The organism is Brevundimonas olei, assembly GCF_037055245.1.
Classification (GTDB): domain Bacteria; phylum Pseudomonadota; class Alphaproteobacteria; order Caulobacterales; family Caulobacteraceae; genus Brevundimonas; species Brevundimonas olei.
Genome location: NZ_CP146369.1, coordinates 3,084,065 through 3,101,646, shown reverse-complemented (window position 1 = coordinate 3,101,646; position 17,582 = coordinate 3,084,065). Strand labels below are relative to the sequence as shown.

The following is a 17,582-nucleotide window of genomic DNA, read 5'->3' as shown; positions in this document are numbered from 1 at the left end:
GTCTGAGCGGGGGCTCGGGGTACGGTCGTCGGGCGCGCGCGGCGCTCTCACTGGGTCCCCGCCTCCGCGGGGATGAGCGGGAAACTCACAAGTCCCAGGCGGCCTTCGCGGCCTCCAGCCGGGCCAGTTTGGCCTTCAGCGGGGCCCAGTCGTCGGCCGTGTCGATGGCGCTCCACAGGGTCTCGACCTCATCGATCAGCATCTCTTCCGGCTCGGGGGCGGCGAACATCGGATGCTCCAGCCGCTCCGGCCGGTCGGGCTCGTGCTCCATCAGGGCGAAGCGGAAGGCGTCGAAGGTCTCGCCCTGATAGGTCTTGCCGCGCGGACCGCCCAGCGCCCGCGCCGCCGAGCTGAAGCCGCCGAACCAGTCGAAGAAGAGCGGCTCCCAGCGCAGGGCCTCCTTCTTCTCGCGCGCGAGGGCTAGGGTCGCGTCCAGCAGCCGCTGGTCCGCCGCCTCGCCCAGGCTCTGCACGCCCAGCCGGTTCAGGAAGGCCGCCCGCAGATGGCCGATATAGGCCGGGCCGAAATCGTTCAGCGCCGCAGCCAGCGGCTCCGGCTCGGCGATCAGCTTCAGACAGCCTGCCAACTGGGTCAGGTTCCAGAACACCGCCTCGGGCTGGCGCGCGAAGGCGTAGAGGCCGTTCTGGTCGAAATAGGCGGCGGTGAAGCCCGGCTCATAGTGGGGCAGGAAGCGCCAGGGGCCGTAGTCGAAACTCTCGCCCGTGACGTTCAGATTGTCTGTGTTCAGCACCCCGTGGACGAAGCCCGCCGCGATCCACTTCGCGGTCAGCGCCGCCGAGGCCTCGACCACCGCCGCCAGGAAGCCCGCCGCGTCGCCCGGCGCGACCGCCGGATGATACAGGCTGCGCGCGTGCTCCATCAGCACGTCGATCTGGTCCTTGCGCCCGTAGTAGGCGGCGCGCTGGAAGGTCCCGAAGCGGATGTGGCTGTGCGACAGCCGCACCATGACCGCCGACCGCGTGGGCGACGGCTCGTCGTGCCGTTCAAGGTCTTCGCCCGTCTCGATCAGCGACAGGATGCGGCAGGTGGGCACGCCCAGACTGTCCAGCATGGCCGCCGCCAGCGCCTCGCGCACCCCGCCCTTCAGCGTCAGCCGCCCGTCCGCATGGCGCGACCAGGGGGTCTGGCCCGAGCCTTTGGTTCCCAGGTCGAGAAGTCGACCTGGAAGAGCGCTATCGCTCGCGACGCGGTCGCTCGCTGCTTGAGCGCCGCTTCCCTCGCGGAGGGAAGCTGCTTGAGGGAGGCTGGCGTCCTTATCGGCTTGAGGGACTTCCCGCATCTGCGCCGCCAGGAAGCCGCGCCCGTCGCCGATCTCGGGGTTGTAAACGCGGAACTGGTGGCCGTGGTAGCGCATGGCCACGGGGCCGGGCTGGCCGGGCAGGGGCTCGAACCGGCCGAAGTGGGCGATCCATTCGGCGTCGCTCAGCGTCTCCAGCCCGACCTCGGCCGCCGCCCGGTCGTTGCGCAGGCGCAGGATGGTCTGGGGAAAATCGGCCGCCTTCACGGCGTCGCCGTAGTCGGCGCCTAGGTCGAAGAAGCGGGGTTCGGGGCGATAGGCGGGGGAGACGGGCATGAGCCGCAGATGCCCCTTCGCCGCGCATTTCGCAACTGCGAGGCCGATTGCGCTAGGCGGGGTTGAACCTTCGCGGCCGATCCGTATTTTCACCCGCAGACATCAGGCCTCGTGCGATCCGATCCCGAGGCCAGGCTGGCGCCGCCCTGCGCGCGAATCCGGTCCGGCGTCCGTCGATAACCTGACGCCACGACAGACCATCTCATTGTTTCGGAGACCTTCGTGGCCAGAAAATTCACGCTCGCCTTCCTCAAGACCGAGGCCGGTTCCGGGGCCGTCCTCGGCCTCGCGGCCGTCGCCGCCCTGATCGTCGCCAACTCGCCCTGGTCGGCCGACTACTTCGCCTGGCTCAAGAGCGTCCACGCTGTCCAGATCGGCCCGCTGCGGCTGGAGGAGACGATCTCCGACTGGATCAAGGAAGGCCTGATGGCCGTCTTCTTCCTCGTCGTCGGCCTGGAGATCAAATACGAGATTCTCAAGGGCGAGCTCAGCAATCCCAAGAAGCTGGCCCTGCCCATCCTGGCCGCGCTCGGCGGCATGGCGGTTCCGGGTCTGGTCTATCTGGCGATCGCCGGGACGCTGGGCGGCCCGCACCAGGGGTGGCCCATTCCCCTGGCCACGGACATCGCCTTCGCCCTGGCCGTCTTCGCCGTGGTGGGGCGCAGTCTGCCGTCCTCCCTGCGCGTCTTCCTGCTGACCCTGGCCATCGTCGACGACCTGGGCGCCATCGCCCTGATCGCCGTCCTGTTCAGCCAGGGCGTGCAGTGGATCCCGCTGCTGGCGGCGCTGGGCGTCATCGCCGTCTTCGCCATCCTGGGACGGCGGCGCATGGCCGCCGCCTTCTGGGTGCTGGGCTTTGCGGCCGTCTGGTATCTGACGGTGCAGTCGGGCCTGTCGACCTCCCTGACCGCCGTGGCCTTCGCCCTGATCGTGCCGGTCGATCCCCGCCGCGAAACGTCCCAGAGCCCGCTCAAGGACGCCATGCACGACCTGCACCCCTATGTGGCCTATCTGGTCCTGCCCCTGTTCGCCTTCGCCAAGGCGGGCGTCTCCTTCGCCGGCCTGTCGCTGGAGCAGGCCTTCGCCCCCCTCGTCATCGCGATCGCTCTGGGCCTGTTCATCGGCAAGCAGGCGGGTGTCTTCGGCGTGGCCTGGCTGGCGGTGAAGCTGGGTCTGGGCGACAAGCCCTCGGGCGCGGGCTGGATGCAGCTCTACGGCGTCAGCCTGCTGTGCGGCATCGGCTTCACCATGAGCCTGTTCATCGGCGTCCTGGCCTTCCCCGGCGCCGTGGATTCGCCGGAACAGATCGAGGTCAAGCTGGGCGTCATCGGCGGTTCGGTGCTGTCGGCCCTGACGGCGGCGATGATTCTCGCCCTGGCCGAGGCCGGTCGAAAGAAAAGACGCGATGAAAAATCAGTCGCTTCGGCTGAGTGATCGCTGATAACATTGACCTAACGTCAGTATATTTGTCTCTTTATCGCCACAGGTGGGGCGGGCTTGGGTGAAATTATCGTTCTCCAGGCGGCCTTTCCTTGTCGGTGACTCGACCATGGACTACCCCTTTTGAGTGAGAACTCGCGTCGTTCAATGAGCGCGAGTCATCAGGGACAGGAATCGCGCACGGCCGCGAAACGCGGCCGGGCCCATAGAGTCGGGGAGCCGCCTTATGCGTTTGAACCACATCCTTCGCTGCACCGCTTCGGTCGCCGTCGTCGGCGTCGCGGCCTTCGGCTTCGCCGGGGCCGCCGCCGCCCAGGAGGGGCCGACCACGGTCGACGACATCATCGTCACCGCCCAGAAGCGTGAACAGAGCCTGCAGGACGTGCCGATCGTGGTCACGACCCTGTCGCAGGAGGCGCTGGACGGCGCCGGGGTCCGCGACATCAAGGATCTGCAGATCCTGACGCCGGGCATGACCGTCACCTCGACCCAGTCGGAAACCGCCACCACCGCCCGCATCCGCGGCGTCGGCACCGTCGGCGACAACCCCGGCCTGGAAAGCTCGGTCGGCGTGGTCATCGACGGCGTCTATCGTTCCCGCAACGGCGTCGGCTTCGGCGACCTGGGCGAACTGAGCCGCATCGAGGTGCTGAAGGGGCCGCAGGGCACCCTGTTCGGCAAGAACACCTCGGCCGGCGTCATCAACATCATCACCGAGGCCCCGTCCTTCACGCCGGGCTTCAGCGCCGAGGCCACCTACGGCAACTTCAACGCCTGGGGCCTGGCCGGGTCGATCACCGGCCCGATCACGGACAAGGTCGCCGGCCGCCTCTACATGGCCAAGCGTCAGCGCGACGGCTTCTACGATGTCGTCACCGGCCCCGGCCCGCGCCAGGAGACCGACGATCAGAACCAGGACTTCTGGACCGCGCGCGGCCAACTGCTGATCCTGCCTTCCGACGACGTCTCGATCCGCCTGATCGCCGACTACTCCAAGCGCGACGAATACTGCTGCGTCTCCACCCAGGTCCGCACCGGCCCGACCTACGGCATCATCACCGCCATCGGCGGCCAGCAGGCGGCCCCGGCGCCGGGCTTCGGCGCTCTGCCCTTCTCGCGCACGGCCTACGCCAACCGCGGCACCGGCCAGACCATGGAAGACATGGGCTTTTCGGCCGAGGCCAACATCGACATTCCGTCGTGGAACGCTACCTTCACCTCGCTGACCTCGTGGCGGAACTGGTCGGGCGTCAACGGCATGGACCTCGACTACACCACCGCCGACCTGCTCTATCGCCAGGACGACGGCGGCTACGGCTTCGAGCTTGAGAACCTGACCCAGGAGTTCCGCCTGGCGGGCGCCACCGATCGCCTCGACTGGCTGGTCGGCGTCTTCGCGACCCAGGAGAACATCGCCCGCGCCGACAGCTACTGGTACGGCGCCGGCTACACCCCCTATATGTCGCTGCTGCTGGGTTCGCGTCTGGGCCTGACCAACCCCACGGCGGTGAACTGCGTGACCGGGGCGGGGGCGACGCCGATGGGCATCGTCGGCTGTCTGACGGGGGCGACGACGCCTACCGGGCCGGGCTTCGGTCTCGGCCATGGCGTGCAGGACCATTACAGCCAGAAGACCCAGTCCTTCGCCGTCTTCACCAACAACACCTGGCGCGTCACCGACCAGTTCGACGTCACCCTGGGCCTGCGCTACACCTTGGATGACAAGCGTCTGCTGGGCCTTCAGGACAATCGGGGCACGAACGGCGCGGCCTGCGGCGGCGCCTTGGGCAACGCCGGGGCCATCGGCGGGGCCATCGGCCTGGCCAACCCCTTGCTGACGCCGGCGGAAATCCAGGCCCTGGCCTCGACCCTGGTCGGCACCATCTGTCTGCCGTGGGCGAACCCGCTGTATGACAATCGCAGCATCTCCGAGAACCACGACGACGGAGAGCTGAGCGGCACCATCAAGGGCAGCTATCGCTTCAATGACAGCGTGATGGCCTACGCCTCCTATGCGCGCGGCTACAAGTCGTTCGGCTACAACATGGACCGGGTGCAGACCGGCGTGACGCCGAACAGCTCCCTGCTGTTCCCCTCGGAGACCGTGGACAGCTACGAAATCGGGCTGAAGAATACGCTCTTCAATCGCTCGGTGTTGTTCAACATCACCTACTTCAATCAGAAGTTCGAGGACTTCCAGCTCAACACCTTCCTGGGCACGGCCTTCGTGGTCGAATCCATCCCTGAGCTGACCTCGGAAGGCGTCGACGCCGACTTCGTCTGGTTCACCCCGGTCGAGGGGCTGTCCTTCTCGGGCGGCGTGACCTACGCCGACACCAAGTACGGCGACTTCACCGCCGCCGACCTGACCAACCCCGGCAACTTCCCGCAGCTGTCCCTGCTGCCGGGCGCCCGCGCCTCGTTCGCGCCGGAATGGTCGGCGACGGCCTCCATGGCCTTCGACCGCTCGATCGGCGCGGGGCTGAAGCTGGGCCTGAACCTGTCGGCCAAATACTCGACCGAGTTCAACACCGGCTCCGACCTGCTGCCCTACAAGATGCAGGACGCCATGACCCTGGTGAACGGCCGCATCACCCTGGGCGCCGAGGACGAGACCTGGGCGCTGGACATCTGGGGCCAGAATCTGACGGACGAGGAATACATGCAGGTGGCGATCAACGCCCCTCTGCAGGGCTCGGCCTTCCAGACCACGGTCCAGCCGAACGGCACCTTCTACAACCCGGCGCTGGACACCCAGACCTACAACGCCTTCATGGGCCAGCCGCGCACCTACGGCATGACCCTGCGCGTCCGCTACTGATCTCGCGCCGGCCAGCCGGCGCTCTGATCCTTCTGGGGCGGTTCGATCTTGGTCGGACCGCCCTTTTTGCAAGGTCTAGCCATGCCGCCTTGTTCATCGCCATACGGGAGGGTGTCATGCGGCGTCCGCTAGGCGACGTTGTGCTGGTGACGGCCTACGCCGTCCTCCTGATCGTGGGGCTGGCGCTATTCTGGAGCGGCCCCCTGTGGGAGCGTCTGGATCTGGGAACGCCGACGGCGGCGGCCTGGGTGTCCGCGCTCGGCACGGTGCTGGGGGTCGGCGTCGCGGCGGCGGGGGTCTGGCTGGCGCCCACATTGGCCGATCGGGCGTCGGCGCGTAAGGCGCGCCGTCAGTCAACCTATGCGCTCAAGGCCTGCGCCGAGGGCGTGGCGCATCTGGGCGTCAAATTGCGTTCCGCCGTCCATAAGACGACGACCTGGCCGCCGGATTCCGTGGCATGGGAGGTCGAACCCTATCGCAGCATGCTGCAGCCCCACCTTGTGGCGGACACGGGCTCTGATGCGGCGGCTGAGGCGTTCGCGCGGATGGGGGCCTGTCTGAACACGGCCGAGGCTTTTCTGAGCGACTATAATCGTTTGCGAAGTCAGCCCTATTTCTCGCGTTCGGAAATCGACGACAAGTTCCCGAGGATTCAGGCGCTCGCCGAGGAGATCGCCGCCACGCGCTTGTGAACACGTCCTCTGCGGCCCCACGAAAAAGCCCCCGGTCGCATGGACCGGGGGCTTTCCTCATTCATTCGCGAGCCTGTCGCCTCACTCCGCCGGCGTGCGGTCTTCTCCCGCCAGCCTCCGCTGTCCGGCGAACATCCGGTGCAGCAGCCGCCGTCCGAAGCCGGCGATGTCGTCGACGATGGTGAACACCGCCGGGATGTAGAGCAGGGACAGGAAGGTCGAGGAGATCAGCCCCCCCACCACGGCCACGGCCATGGGCGAGCGGAACTCCACGTCGGCGCCCCAGCCGATGGCGATGGGCACCATGCCCGCCCCCATGGCGAAGGTCGTCATCAGGATCGGCCGGGCCCGTTTGTGGGCGGCGTCCATGATGGCGTCGAAACGGCTCAGCCCGCTCTTCTCGGCCATGATGATGTAGTCGACCAGCAGGATGGAGTTCTTGGCCGCGATCCCCATCAGCATCAACACCCCGATCAGGGCCGACATGGAGAAGCTCTTGCCCGCGATCACCAGGGCGATGAAGGCGCCGCCGATGGCCAGGGGCAGGGCCGCCATGATGGTGACCGGATAGGCGAAGCTTTTGAACAGCAGGGTCAGAACCGCGTACATCAGCAGGATGCCCGACAGGAAGGCGATGCCGAAGCCCACCAGCATCTCCTGGATGAACTCGGCGTCCCCGGCGGGCACCTGACGCACGCCGTTCGGCAGGTTCTTCGCCGCCGGCAGGCGATTGACCGCCTGGCCCGCCGCGCCGGTGGTCAGGCCGTCGAGCTCGGCCGAGATGGAAGCGATGCGCGAGCGGTCCTGACGGCTGACCGTGGCCGGGCCGGCACCGAACTCGATGTCGGCCACGGCGCTCAGAGGCACGGCGGCGCCCGAGGCGGTCGGGACGCGCAGGGTCTCCAGCACGTTCAGGTCCTCGCGCGCTTCCTCGGTCAGCTGAAGGCGGATCGGGATCTGTCGATCGCCCAGATTGTATTTGGGCAGGTTCTGATCGATGTCGCCGATGGTGGCGACGCGCACGGCCTGGGAGATGGCGCCCGCCGAGACGCCCAGCAACGCCGCCTCGTCCGGTCGCGGCGTGACCAGGATTTCCGGACGGGCGATGGCGGCGGTGTTGACGATGTTGGCCAGGCCTTGGACCCCGCGCATCTCGTCCTCGACCTTGCGGGCCGCCGCCTCCAGCGTCGCCGGGTCGTCGCCCAGGATGGAGAAGGTGTAGCTGGTCCCGTCGCCGGGGCCGCCGCCCTGCTGGGCGATGCCGGCGCGGATGCGGGCGCCGGGGATCTGCTTCAGCTCGTCGACCATGACGCGGGCGAAGGCCTGCTGGCTCAGCTCGCGCTTACCCTTGGGCACCATGTCGGCGTAGACGTTGGCCTGGTTGACGGACTGGCCGCCGATGGCGGCGTAGACCGAGGTGACCTCCGGCCGGGCGTTCAGCTTCTGGGTCACCTGCTGCACCACGGCGTCGGTCTGGCGCAGGGTGGCGCCCGGCGGCAGCTCGACCTGGAAGGCGGCGCGGCCCTCGTCGGCGGGCGACATGAACTCGAACGACATCTTGGCCGCGATCGACAGGCCGATGGAGCCGAACAGGAAGACGCCGCCCATGACGAAGACGATCCAGCGGTGCTTCAGGCACCACCTCAGCGAGCGCAGATAGCCGCCCATCCAGAAGGGATCCTTGTCCTCATGATGGGTGTGCTTGAGCAGATAGGCCGCCATCAGCGGCGTCAGCAGACGGGCCACCACCAGGGAGAAGAAGACGCTGATGCAGGCGGCCAGGGCGAAGGCCTTGAAGAACTGGCCGATGATGCCGGGCATGAAGCCCACGGGCGCGAACACGGCGATGATGGTGCCGGTCGTCGCTACGACCGCCAGACCGATCTCGTCGGCCGCCTCGAAGGCGGCGTCATAGGGCGGCTTGCCGTCGCGCATGTGGCGGACGATGTTCTCGATCTCGACGATGGCGTCGTCGACCAGGATGCCGATCGTCAGCGACAGGGCCAGCAGCGTCACCACGTTCAGCGACTGGTCCATCGGCCCCAGGATGGCGAAGGTCGGGATCAGCGACATCGGCATGGCCGTCGCCGCGATCAGGGTCGCCCGCCAGTCGCGCAGGAAGATCCACACCACGATGACCGCCAGGACCGCGCCCAGGATCAGCGCCTCCAGCGAGGCGAGGTAGGATTCCTCGATGTATTTCACGCTCGAGGTGACCTGTTCGATGGTCAGTTCGGGGTGGGCCTCGTCGATCTTCTCGACCTCGGCGCGGACCTTTTCCGAGACCTTGACCTCGCTGGCCTCGCGCGAGCGCAGGAAGTTGAAGGTCACGGCCTCCTGGCCGTTGTAGCGGGCCAGGCGGCGCGGCTCGCTCCACTTGTCGACCACCGCGCCCAGATCGCCCAGGCGCACGTTCTTGCCGTCGCCGACGGGCACCAGGGTCTCGCGCAGCTGTTCGACCGAGCCGGCGGCGCCCAGGGTGCGCACGGCGCGCTCCGAACCCGCGATGGTGACCCGCCCGCCCGGCAGGTTGTTGTTGACGTTGGTCAGGGCCTGGCTGACCTGGGCCGCCGTGACGCCGTAGGCGCTGAGGCGTTGCGGATCGAGTTCGACGCGGATCTCGCGGTCCACCCCGCCCGAACGGTTGACCTCGCCGACTCCGCCCAGCGCCAGCAGGGCGCGGCTCATCTCATTGTCGATGAACCAGCTGATCTGCTCGGGCGTCATCGTCTCCGAGCGCACGACATAGGTGATCAGGGCGTCGCCGGTGATGTCGATGCGCTGGACCGTCGGCTCCTGCATGTCCTGGGGCAGGCTGGCGCGCACGCCGCTCATGGCGTTGCGGACGTCGTTGGTGGCGCGCTCGGTGTCGGTGCCCAGTTCGAACTCGATAGTGGTCGAGGACACCCCGTCCGAGACGTTGGAATAGATGTGGCGCACGCCCGACAGGCCGGCGATCGAATCCTCGATCACCCGCGTGACCTGCACCTCCATCTCGGTCGGGGCGGCGCCGGGGCGCGCGGCCGTGACCGCGACCAGGGGGAAGTCGATGTCGGGGTTGTTGTTGATCCGCATCCCGGCGAAGCCGGTCACGCCGCCCAGCGTCAGCAGCAGGAACAGCAGGATGATGGGGATGGGGTTTTTGATCGCCCAGGCGGAAATCTGGTTCATGGCCGGGCCTTACTTCTTGGCGGGCGCTTGGGCGGCGGGGGCGGCGGCCGGAGCGGCGGTCGCGGCGGCGCGCGGCGCGGCCACCGTCACCTTGTCGCCGTCGTTCAGGAAGCCGGCGCCGGCCACCACGACCCGCGCCCCGGCGTCCACGCCGTCCAACGAGGTCTGGTCGTCGCGCCGCGACAGCACCGTCACCGGCGTGAAGCGCACCGAGGAATCGGCGTTCAGCACGAACACCCCTGACCTGTTGCTGCGATACAGGACGGCATCGGTCGGCACGACCGTGGCCGGGCGGGCGCCGGCCTCGATGGCGGCGCGGGCGAACATGCCGGGCTTCAGCGCGCTGCCGGGGGCCAGGCTGATGCGGGCCAGGCCGAGGCGGGTCTGCGGATCGACTTCGGGCGTGACGATGCGGACCGTGCCGGTGGTCGATCCGGCCTGGCTGGAGGTGACGGCCGCGCTCTGACCGGCCTGGATCAGCGGCAGTTCGGTCTCGGGCACCTGGGCGTCCAGCTCCAGGCGGCCGTCGCGCACCATGCGGAACAGCTCGGTCCCGGCGGCGATGATCTGGCCCTTGGTGACGCTGCGGCTGACGATCAGGCCGCTGACCGGCGCGCGGATGGTGGCCTGGGACAGGCGGGTCTGGGTTTCGGACAGGGCAGCCTGCGCCGAGGCCAGATTGGCCGCCGAGGCGCGCTGGTTGGCCAGGGCCGTGTCCAGCGAGGCCTGGCTGAGGAAGCCGCGCTCCTTCAGTTCCTGCGCGCGGGCCAGGGCGGCGTCGTCGCGGGCGGCGTTGGCCTCGGCCGTCTGCACCGCCGCCTGCTGCTGGCGCACCTGGGCCTTCAGCAGGACGTCGTTCATCTGCACCAGGGGCTGGCCCTGGCGGACGTAGGAGCCTTCATCGACATAGAGGGTCGTCGCCGTCAGCCCGCCGGTCTCGGCGCCGACCGGCACCTCCTCCCAGGCCGAGACGGTTCCCGAGGCGACCACGGTGCGGGGCAGGGCGACCGAGATCGCCGTCGTGGCGCTGACCGTCTGGCGCGAGGCCCCGCCTTCCTTTTCCTTGGGGGCGTCGCCGTGTCCGCCGCAGGCGGCCAGAGTCAGGCTCGCGGCGAAAGCCACGGCCATGGCGGAGGTCAGTCGGGCCGGAAAGCGTCGAGAGGTCGCCACGTGCGGATATCCTGGGAGATTGAGCGTTCAGTCAGGCGCGCGCCAACCTTCTGTCCGGCGTCGCGGGCATAGCAAGGCTGTTTACCCGTTCAGCGATCCACGCTCAAACGACTCATTCGCAATTACAGAGAAGTAATCTGCAACTGGCGCGAGCATGGATCGAGTGCGGTCAGGGCCGGTCCCGCGCCGGCAGGGCGGCGACCTCGGCTTCGGTCAGGGCGCCGGCCATGCGCACGCTGCACGGCATGGACGAGGGCGAGCCGCCGACGACCAGTCGGGTGTAGTCGCCGGTGCACAGGCTGTTCATCCCGCCCATGGGCGCGAAACCGATGGCCAGGGCGTCGCTCAGCTCTGGGCAGGCGCCCGCCGCCTCAAGCCGATAGATGGTCTTGTCCAGTTCGCGCACATAGACGTTTCGCCCGTCGGCCGAGGCCCGGAAGCTGCGAACGTCGTCCTGGAAGAAGCATTTGCGTGCGTTTGCAGCCGTGGCCGTCGTCCCATCGGCGGAGGTCGAGACGGGGGCGCAGGCCGCCAAGGCGCCTAGGGCGCACAGGAAGACGGAAAAGGCGAGGCGGGCGGACATGGCGTTGCTCCATGATTGGGCGAGTCCGAGGGGCTCGGTCAGCGTCAGATAGCGTCTGGAGATGAACCTTGGCTGTCAACGCGCGCCGTCGTCGCGGGTTGCGCTTCATGGCGTCGGGGATTCAGCCGCCCGGCCGCCTCGGCCGGCAGGGGCGAGGGCCGCCCCAGCAGCAGGGCCGCCAGATGCTCGCCCAAAAGGGGCGCGACGCAGAAGCCGCGCGACCCCAGGCCGGTAAGGACATGAAGCCCGTCCTCCCATGCGCCGCACAGGGGCAGGCGGTCCGGCGTCGTCGCGCGCACGGCGACGCGGCGGCCGTGGACGGGCGCTTGCTCCACGTCTGCGGCGCGTTCAGGCAGGGCGGCGGTCAGGGTCGCGCGGTTGCGGGCGCTGGCCGCATCTGAGGCCTCGGGCGCGTCGATCCCCCGCTCGTGAGTGGCGCCGTACAGCATCCCCCGCCCTGTCGGCGCGGCGTAACCGCCCCAGGCGACGGGCGGCGCCGACGTCGCGCCCTCGATCCAGTCCGCCTGCCCGGCCACGGGCGACAGCGGCGACTCGGGCGCCAGTCGCGCCGAGCCCCAGCCGGCGGCCACAACTACGGCGTCCGCCTCGACCAGGATGGCGTCGTCCGCGCCCCGCACGCGCCAGCCCTCCGCCGCAGCCTCCAGCCGCTCCGCCCTGGCCTCGATCCGCTCGGCGCCCGCCAGCCACGGCTCCAGTATGGCGTCGGACCGCACCGTCAGCGCCGTCTTCATCATCAGCCCGCCGCGCGTGACAGGCTCGCCCAGGCGCGCGGAACAGGCGGCCGCGTCCAGCCGCTGCATGACGCCCTCGGGCCACAGGGTCTGGGCGGCGATCTTGTCGAAGCGGGCGGCGTCGCGCGGGGCCTGTTCCAGTTGCAGCACCCCTTCGGCGACGACGGCGTCGGGCAGGGCGCGATAAAGCGCGCCCGCGCGTTCCAGGGCCTGGGCGTGGAGGCCCGCGATCAGGGCGTCGCCCGCGTCCAGGCGCGGCGTGACCAGGGAGGCCGGAAAGCCCGAGGCCCCGGCGCCCGCCCGTTCGGCCTCGATGACGGTGACGCGGACGCCCTCGGCGATCAGGGCGCGCGTGACGGCGGCTCCGGCGATTCCGGCGCCGAAGACGGCGACGTGGAGAGGACTGGGGTCAGGGCTGGGGTCAGAACCGGGGCCCGCCATGCGCGCTTCGAGCCGCTCGCGCTTCCTGCCGTGGCCCGGCTTCTTCTCGACCGTGAAGCCGTGATCGGCCAGGCCGCGCCGCACCGCTCCGGCGACGGTGAAGGTGGCCAGCCGGGCGCCGGAGCCAGAGCGCGCCGCGACCAGGGCCAGGATCTCGGGCGACCACATGCCGGGGTTCAGCGCGGGCGAGAAACCGTCCAGGAACCAGGCGTCGGCCGGTCCCGACCATTGCTCCAGCGCCCATCGGGCGTCGCCGACGGCCAGGTCGATCGTCGCGCCCCACTGCGGCAGGTCCAGTCGGTGAAAACCCGGCGTCCCGGCAGGCCAGACCGCCAGCACCGCGGCGGCCGTCTCGGCCAGTTCCGGCCAGGCGGCCAGGGCGCGCGCGGCCTCTTCGCGCGTCAGGGGGAAGCCCTCGACGGAGAAGACCTTGAGGCGCCCGCCTTCGGGCCGCTCGCGCCGCCACAGGTCCAGCAGGGCGACGATGTTCAGCCCGGTGCCGAAGCCCAGTTCGGCCACGGTGAAGGCGGAGCGCCCGGCCCAGGCTTCGGGCAGGCCGCAGCCCTGCAGAAAGACTGCGCGGGTCTCCGCCAGGCCGTCGTCCTTGGAAAAATACACATCGCCGAACCGACCCGAGCGAGGCGAACCGTCGTCCGCCCACAGCAATTGAGGCGAGGCGTCGTCGTCCATCGGCGGGGCGGTGATGTCGGGGGAACGGGTCATGACAGCCGTCTATCGACCCTGGCGGCGGGACGGAAGCGCCATCGACCCGGCAGGCGGGCATGAAAAAAGGGACCGTCCGAAGACGATCCCTTTCTCCATCACGGTCCGCAGGACCGCGATTTAAGACTGTGAAGTCTTAGGCAGCCGGGGCAGCCGGAGCAGCGGCCGGAGCGGCGGCGGCGTCAGCGGCCGGAGCAGCGTCGGCGGCCTTGGCGGCTTCGCCAGCGGCTTCGCCAGCAGCGGCGGCAGCGTCGGTGGCGGCGGCGTCAGCCGTAGCAGCGGCGTCGGCAGCGGTGTCGGCGGCGGCGGTGGCGTCGGCAGCGGCGTCTTCAGCCTTGTCGGTGGCGGCCGGTTGGCAAGCAGCCAGGGCCAGAGCGGCGGCCGAAGCGGCGATCAGAGCGGTGATGCGCATAGGTTTCTTCCTTCAGAAGGTAAAAGCGAGACCATGAACCTCGCTGAGGGAGTGATAACGGCTTCGTGAGGAGGAGCGCAAGCGATTTCTCACGCGTTCGTGAAGGCGGGTGAGGCCGCAGGGCTTCGACCGGCAGTTCAGGCCAGAGCTCAGGCCCCGTCGGGCGGGACCGGGCGCGGCGCGGTCGGGTCCATGGGATCGGGCGGCGTCGGTTCGTTCGGGTCCGGCGGCAGGGGCGGCGGCGAGGGGACCGGCGCGGCGTCTCCCGGCGGCGGGGTCGCTGTTCCGGTCGAATCGGGCGCGGGCACGGGGCTGACGGGCGGCGCGGCCGCTGCAGGCGCGGCGTCCGTCACGGGGGCGGGCGGCTCGGGCGCCCGCTCGTTGCAGGCGGCGACGAGGGTCAGAATCGAAAGACCGCCGAGCGTGGCCGCGCAACGGCCGAGGCGGGAAGGGCGGGGTGAGGGACGCGCAGGCATGGGACGGCTCCAGGCGTAGGGCCGCGCACGCGGCCGTGATCCTGAGAGAACCGTCGTGAACGCTCCGTGTTCCGAAAGCGCCTGAAAGGCGTCAGGCGTCCATCGGCGCGGCGGCCAGGGCCTCTTCCATCTCGGTGAAGGACGGCTGGGCGGTCGAGGGGATGTCGCCGCGTCCGATCTCGACCGAGATCTGGGCCGCATTGCCGTGCAGGTGGGCCACCAGCACCGACTGGATGATCTTGTAGTAGGCGCCTTCCTCCTCGACGATGGCGTTCAGGCGCGAGGCGAACGGCCCCACCAGCCCATAGGCCAGGAAGACGCCCAGGAAGGTGCCGACCAGGGCGCCGCCGATCATGCTGCCCAGAATTTCCGGCGGCTCGGTGATGGACCCCATGGTCTTGATGATGCCAAGCACCGCGGCGACGATGCCGAGCGCCGGCAGGCCGTCGGCCAGGGTCTGCAGCGCGTGGGCCGGGGCCAGGGCCTCGTGGTGGTGCTTCTCCAGCTGTTTCTCCATGGCGTCCTCGATCTGGTGCGGATCCTCGAGGTTCATGGTCATCATCCGCAGGGTGTCGCAGATGAAGTCGGTGGCGAAGTGGTCCTTCAGCACCTTGGGATACTTCTGGAAGATGGCGCTCTCGGCGGGCTTCTCGATGTGGTTCTCCAGGGCGATCACGCCCTTGGACTTCATCGTCTTGGTCAGCTGGAACAGCAGGCTGAGCAGGTCCTTGTAGTCCTGCTTCTTCCACTTCGGCCCGGCGAAGCATTTGCCCAGGCCGCCGAGGGTGGCCTTGATGACCGGCAGGCTGTTGGAGATCAGGAAGGCCGCGATCCCCGCCCCGAAGATGGCCATCAGCTCATAGGGCAGCGAATAGAGGATCGTCGCCATCTTGCCGCCGTGCAGCAGGAAGCTGCCGAACACCATGGCGAACAGCATGACGATGCCGATGATCTGGAACATGAGGCGAGCAGGCGTCCTGGAGCCGAAAGGGTCGGGAGGCCGTTATCGCCGTTAATGCTTAAGGGCGCGTTTCGCGAATCCCGGTTCGGGACAAAAAGAACAGAGACCCTCTCCCGGCGGGAGAGGGCTTGAGCGCACGAGAGCGAAGCGATCGTTCTGGCGCGAAAGGGTGAGGGGCTTGTCCTGTCAGTCGGCGTAAGCCGCCGCGCTACGGCCTTCGGCCGACTTCACCCGTGAACCCTCACCCTTTCGCCTGTTCCAATCGCTGCGCTCTTGGAGGCTCAAGCCCTCTCCCATCGGGAGAGGGTCTCTTCATCTAAAGCCGCGTCGCGCCGCTGAGGATGTTCTCGCGCGCCTTGGCGGTCAGCTTCTGATAGCCGGCCTTGCCGCCGCGCACATAGACGGCGCCGTCGACCTTTTCCGGGTCGAAGCCGTCGGCGACCAGGTCGACCTTGCGGTATTTGAAGGTGCCGGTGGTGTCGGCCGACTTCAGCATCCGCACGAACACCGGTCGGGCGTAGGTCGGCAGTTGCTCGTCAGCCCAGGCGGCGAAGCTGGCGGCGTCGAACTTGCCGTCCAGCACCAGGCCGACCATGCCCGCCTTGCCCTCCTGGCCGGGCACCTCGACTCCATAGGCGATGACCTCCTGCACGCCCGGCGCCTCGGACAGGCGCTGTTCGACCTCGGCGGTCGAGACGTTCTCGCCCTTCCAGCGGAAGGTGTCGCCCAGCCGGTCCATGAAGTAGAGGTAGCCCTCGCGGTCCTGGCGCATCAGGTCGCCGGTGCGGAACCAGCGGTCGCCCTTTTTGAATACGTCGGTCAGGATCTTCTTCTCCGACGCCTTCTTGTCGGCGTAGCCTGAGAAGTCGTGGCGGATGTCGCTGCCGATCTGGCCGATGGCCTCGCCGGTCTCGCCGATGGAGACCGGAACGCACAGACCGTTCGGTCCGCGCAGGGGCTCGCCCGTCTCGGGGTCCAGGGCGATCAGACGGATATTGATCTGCGACTTCAGATAGCCCGGCACCCGACCGATGGCGCCCGCCTTGCCGTCGAAGTTGAACAGGGAGACGTTGCCCTCGGTCGAGCCGTAGAACTCAAGAATGTCCTTGATGCCGAAGCGGCTCTGGAACTCGGGCCAGACGTCGGGGCGCAGGCCGTTGCCGAAGGCCAGCCGCAGCTTGTGGCCCTTCTCGTCCGGGTGTTCCGGGCTGTTGACCAGATAGCGGCACAGCTCGCCGATATAGACGAACATGGTCGCGCCCGTCGCCTTGACGTCCGGCCAGAAATGGGTGGCCGAGAAACGCCGCCGCGTCACCATCCGTCCGCCGTTCAGCAGCACCGAACCGACCCCGACCAGCCCTCCGGTCGAGTGATACAGCGGCAGGACGTTGAACAGCACGTCCCTGGTCGTCGAGGCCGTGGCGCCGGCGAAGGCGCGCATATAGGTCCGCACCCGCGAATGCGGCATCCGCGCCGCCTTCGGCAGGCCCGTCGTGCCCGAGGTGTAGATGTAAAGGGCCGTGTCGCGGTTGGTCATGCCCTGGCGCAGCGAACGGTCGGGCCGAACCGAGGAGGCGCTGCGCACGGCGTTGTCCAGGTCGCGGCGCGTATTGGTCTCATTCTCCTCGCCCAGGCCGTGGACCCAGATCATCAGGTTGCGGTCGACCAGGCCGCGCGCGTCCTCGACCGCCTGCCAGCAGTCCTCGTCCGTCACCACGTTGAAGGCGGTCGAAATGGTCAGGCAGTGGGCCAGGGCCGCGCCGGTCAGATTGTTGTTGATCAGGGCGGTGGCCACCCCGACCTTGGAGAAGCCGAACCAGGCCGCGACGTATTCCACGCGGTTGTGCATCACCAGGGCGATGACGTCGCTGCGCTTCAGATTGCGGCTCTTGGCCCAGTTGGCGTAGCGGTTCGCCAGGGCCTCGAACTCGCGATAGGTCAGCTTGCGGGTCTCGTCCTCGACGGCGATGTTGGGGCCGAACTTGTCGACCGCCTCCTCGATGTCGTCACAGGCCAGGACGTCGCTGTCGAGGGTGATGGGCTTGATGCGCTTCAGAAGCCGGAACAGCCCGCTCGCGAACTTGATGTCACGCCGGATGTTTGCCGCCAGTCCCATGGGTGCGCCGCCTCTTCCCGATTTGCCCTTGCCACGGTGATGGACGGCGAGGGGCGGCGGGTCAACCGGCGGCGGGGACGCAGGCCGGGTCATTCTGAAAAAAGACAAGCTTTCGCGTGCTTTTCAATGACGTAAGGTCAAGTCGAAGGCCGACGCAACGTCAACCTGATGCTGGAATGACGGCGGCGTTCACACGGGGTCGTCTACAGAGGAAATCAGACGAACGTCGT

At 68.6% G+C, this 17,582-nt stretch carries 12 protein-coding genes; 3 read left to right on the top strand and 9 right to left on the bottom strand.

What is annotated here, in order from left to right; translation table 11 throughout:
- Positions 1-85 precede the first annotated feature (85 nt).
- Positions 86-1,594: a protein adenylyltransferase SelO family protein gene (locus V8J38_RS15025; RefSeq protein WP_338576822.1), complete on the bottom strand. Its 1,509-nt coding sequence runs from the start codon at positions 1,592-1,594 to the stop codon at positions 86-88.
- A 222-nt stretch (positions 1,595-1,816) separates the two neighbouring features.
- Here V8J38_RS15025 and nhaA point away from each other — a divergent pair, with 222 nt between their 5' ends.
- From nhaA to V8J38_RS15010, 3 genes are all read left to right on the top strand, one after another.
- Complete coding sequence (gene nhaA / locus V8J38_RS15020) at positions 1,817-3,028, top strand: Na+/H+ antiporter NhaA (protein WP_338576820.1); 1,212 nt, start codon at positions 1,817-1,819, stop codon at positions 3,026-3,028.
- A 232-nt stretch (positions 3,029-3,260) separates the two neighbouring features.
- A complete protein-coding gene (locus V8J38_RS15015) occupies positions 3,261-5,855 on the top strand; it encodes a TonB-dependent receptor (protein ID WP_338576818.1) in 2,595 nt (864 codons plus the stop codon).
- 116 nt (positions 5,856-5,971) lie between these two features.
- Positions 5,972-6,547, top strand: coding sequence for a hypothetical protein (locus V8J38_RS15010; protein ID WP_338576816.1), 576 nt, complete (start codon positions 5,972-5,974; stop codon positions 6,545-6,547).
- Between the two features lie 81 nt (positions 6,548-6,628).
- Here V8J38_RS15010 and V8J38_RS15005 read toward each other — a convergent pair whose 3' ends face one another.
- The 8 genes from V8J38_RS15005 to V8J38_RS14970 all read right to left on the bottom strand — a co-directional run bounded on the left by V8J38_RS15005 (position 6,629) and on the right by V8J38_RS14970 (position 17,352).
- Entirely contained in the window at positions 6,629-9,718 is a 3,090-nt protein-coding gene (locus V8J38_RS15005) for an efflux RND transporter permease subunit (RefSeq protein WP_338576813.1), read from the bottom strand.
- 9 nt (positions 9,719-9,727) lie between these two features.
- Positions 9,728-10,888, bottom strand: a complete 1,161-nt coding sequence (locus V8J38_RS15000; protein WP_338576810.1) for an efflux RND transporter periplasmic adaptor subunit — start codon at positions 10,886-10,888, stop codon at positions 9,728-9,730.
- Between the two features lie 169 nt (positions 10,889-11,057).
- Entirely contained in the window at positions 11,058-11,471 is a 414-nt protein-coding gene (locus V8J38_RS14995; RefSeq protein WP_291777227.1) for a DUF6491 family protein, read from the bottom strand.
- 44 nt (positions 11,472-11,515) lie between these two features.
- Positions 11,516-13,387, bottom strand: coding sequence for an FAD-dependent 5-carboxymethylaminomethyl-2-thiouridine(34) oxidoreductase MnmC (gene mnmC / locus V8J38_RS14990; RefSeq protein WP_338576807.1), 1,872 nt, complete (start codon positions 13,385-13,387; stop codon positions 11,516-11,518).
- 136 nt (positions 13,388-13,523) lie between these two features.
- Positions 13,524-13,799: a hypothetical protein gene (locus V8J38_RS14985; RefSeq protein ID WP_291777233.1), complete on the bottom strand. Its 276-nt coding sequence runs from the start codon at positions 13,797-13,799 to the stop codon at positions 13,524-13,526.
- A 149-nt stretch (positions 13,800-13,948) separates the two neighbouring features.
- Complete coding sequence (locus V8J38_RS14980; protein WP_338576804.1) at positions 13,949-14,275, bottom strand: hypothetical protein; 327 nt, start codon at positions 14,273-14,275, stop codon at positions 13,949-13,951.
- A gap of 91 nt (positions 14,276-14,366) precedes the next feature.
- On the bottom strand, positions 14,367-15,236 hold the full coding sequence (gene motA, locus V8J38_RS14975; protein ID WP_291777239.1) for a flagellar motor stator protein MotA: 870 nt from the start codon (positions 15,234-15,236) through the stop codon (positions 14,367-14,369).
- Between the two features lie 316 nt (positions 15,237-15,552).
- A complete protein-coding gene (locus V8J38_RS14970; RefSeq protein WP_338576801.1) occupies positions 15,553-17,352 on the bottom strand; it encodes a long-chain-acyl-CoA synthetase in 1,800 nt (599 codons plus the stop codon).
- Between the last annotated feature and the right edge of the window lie 230 nt (positions 17,353-17,582).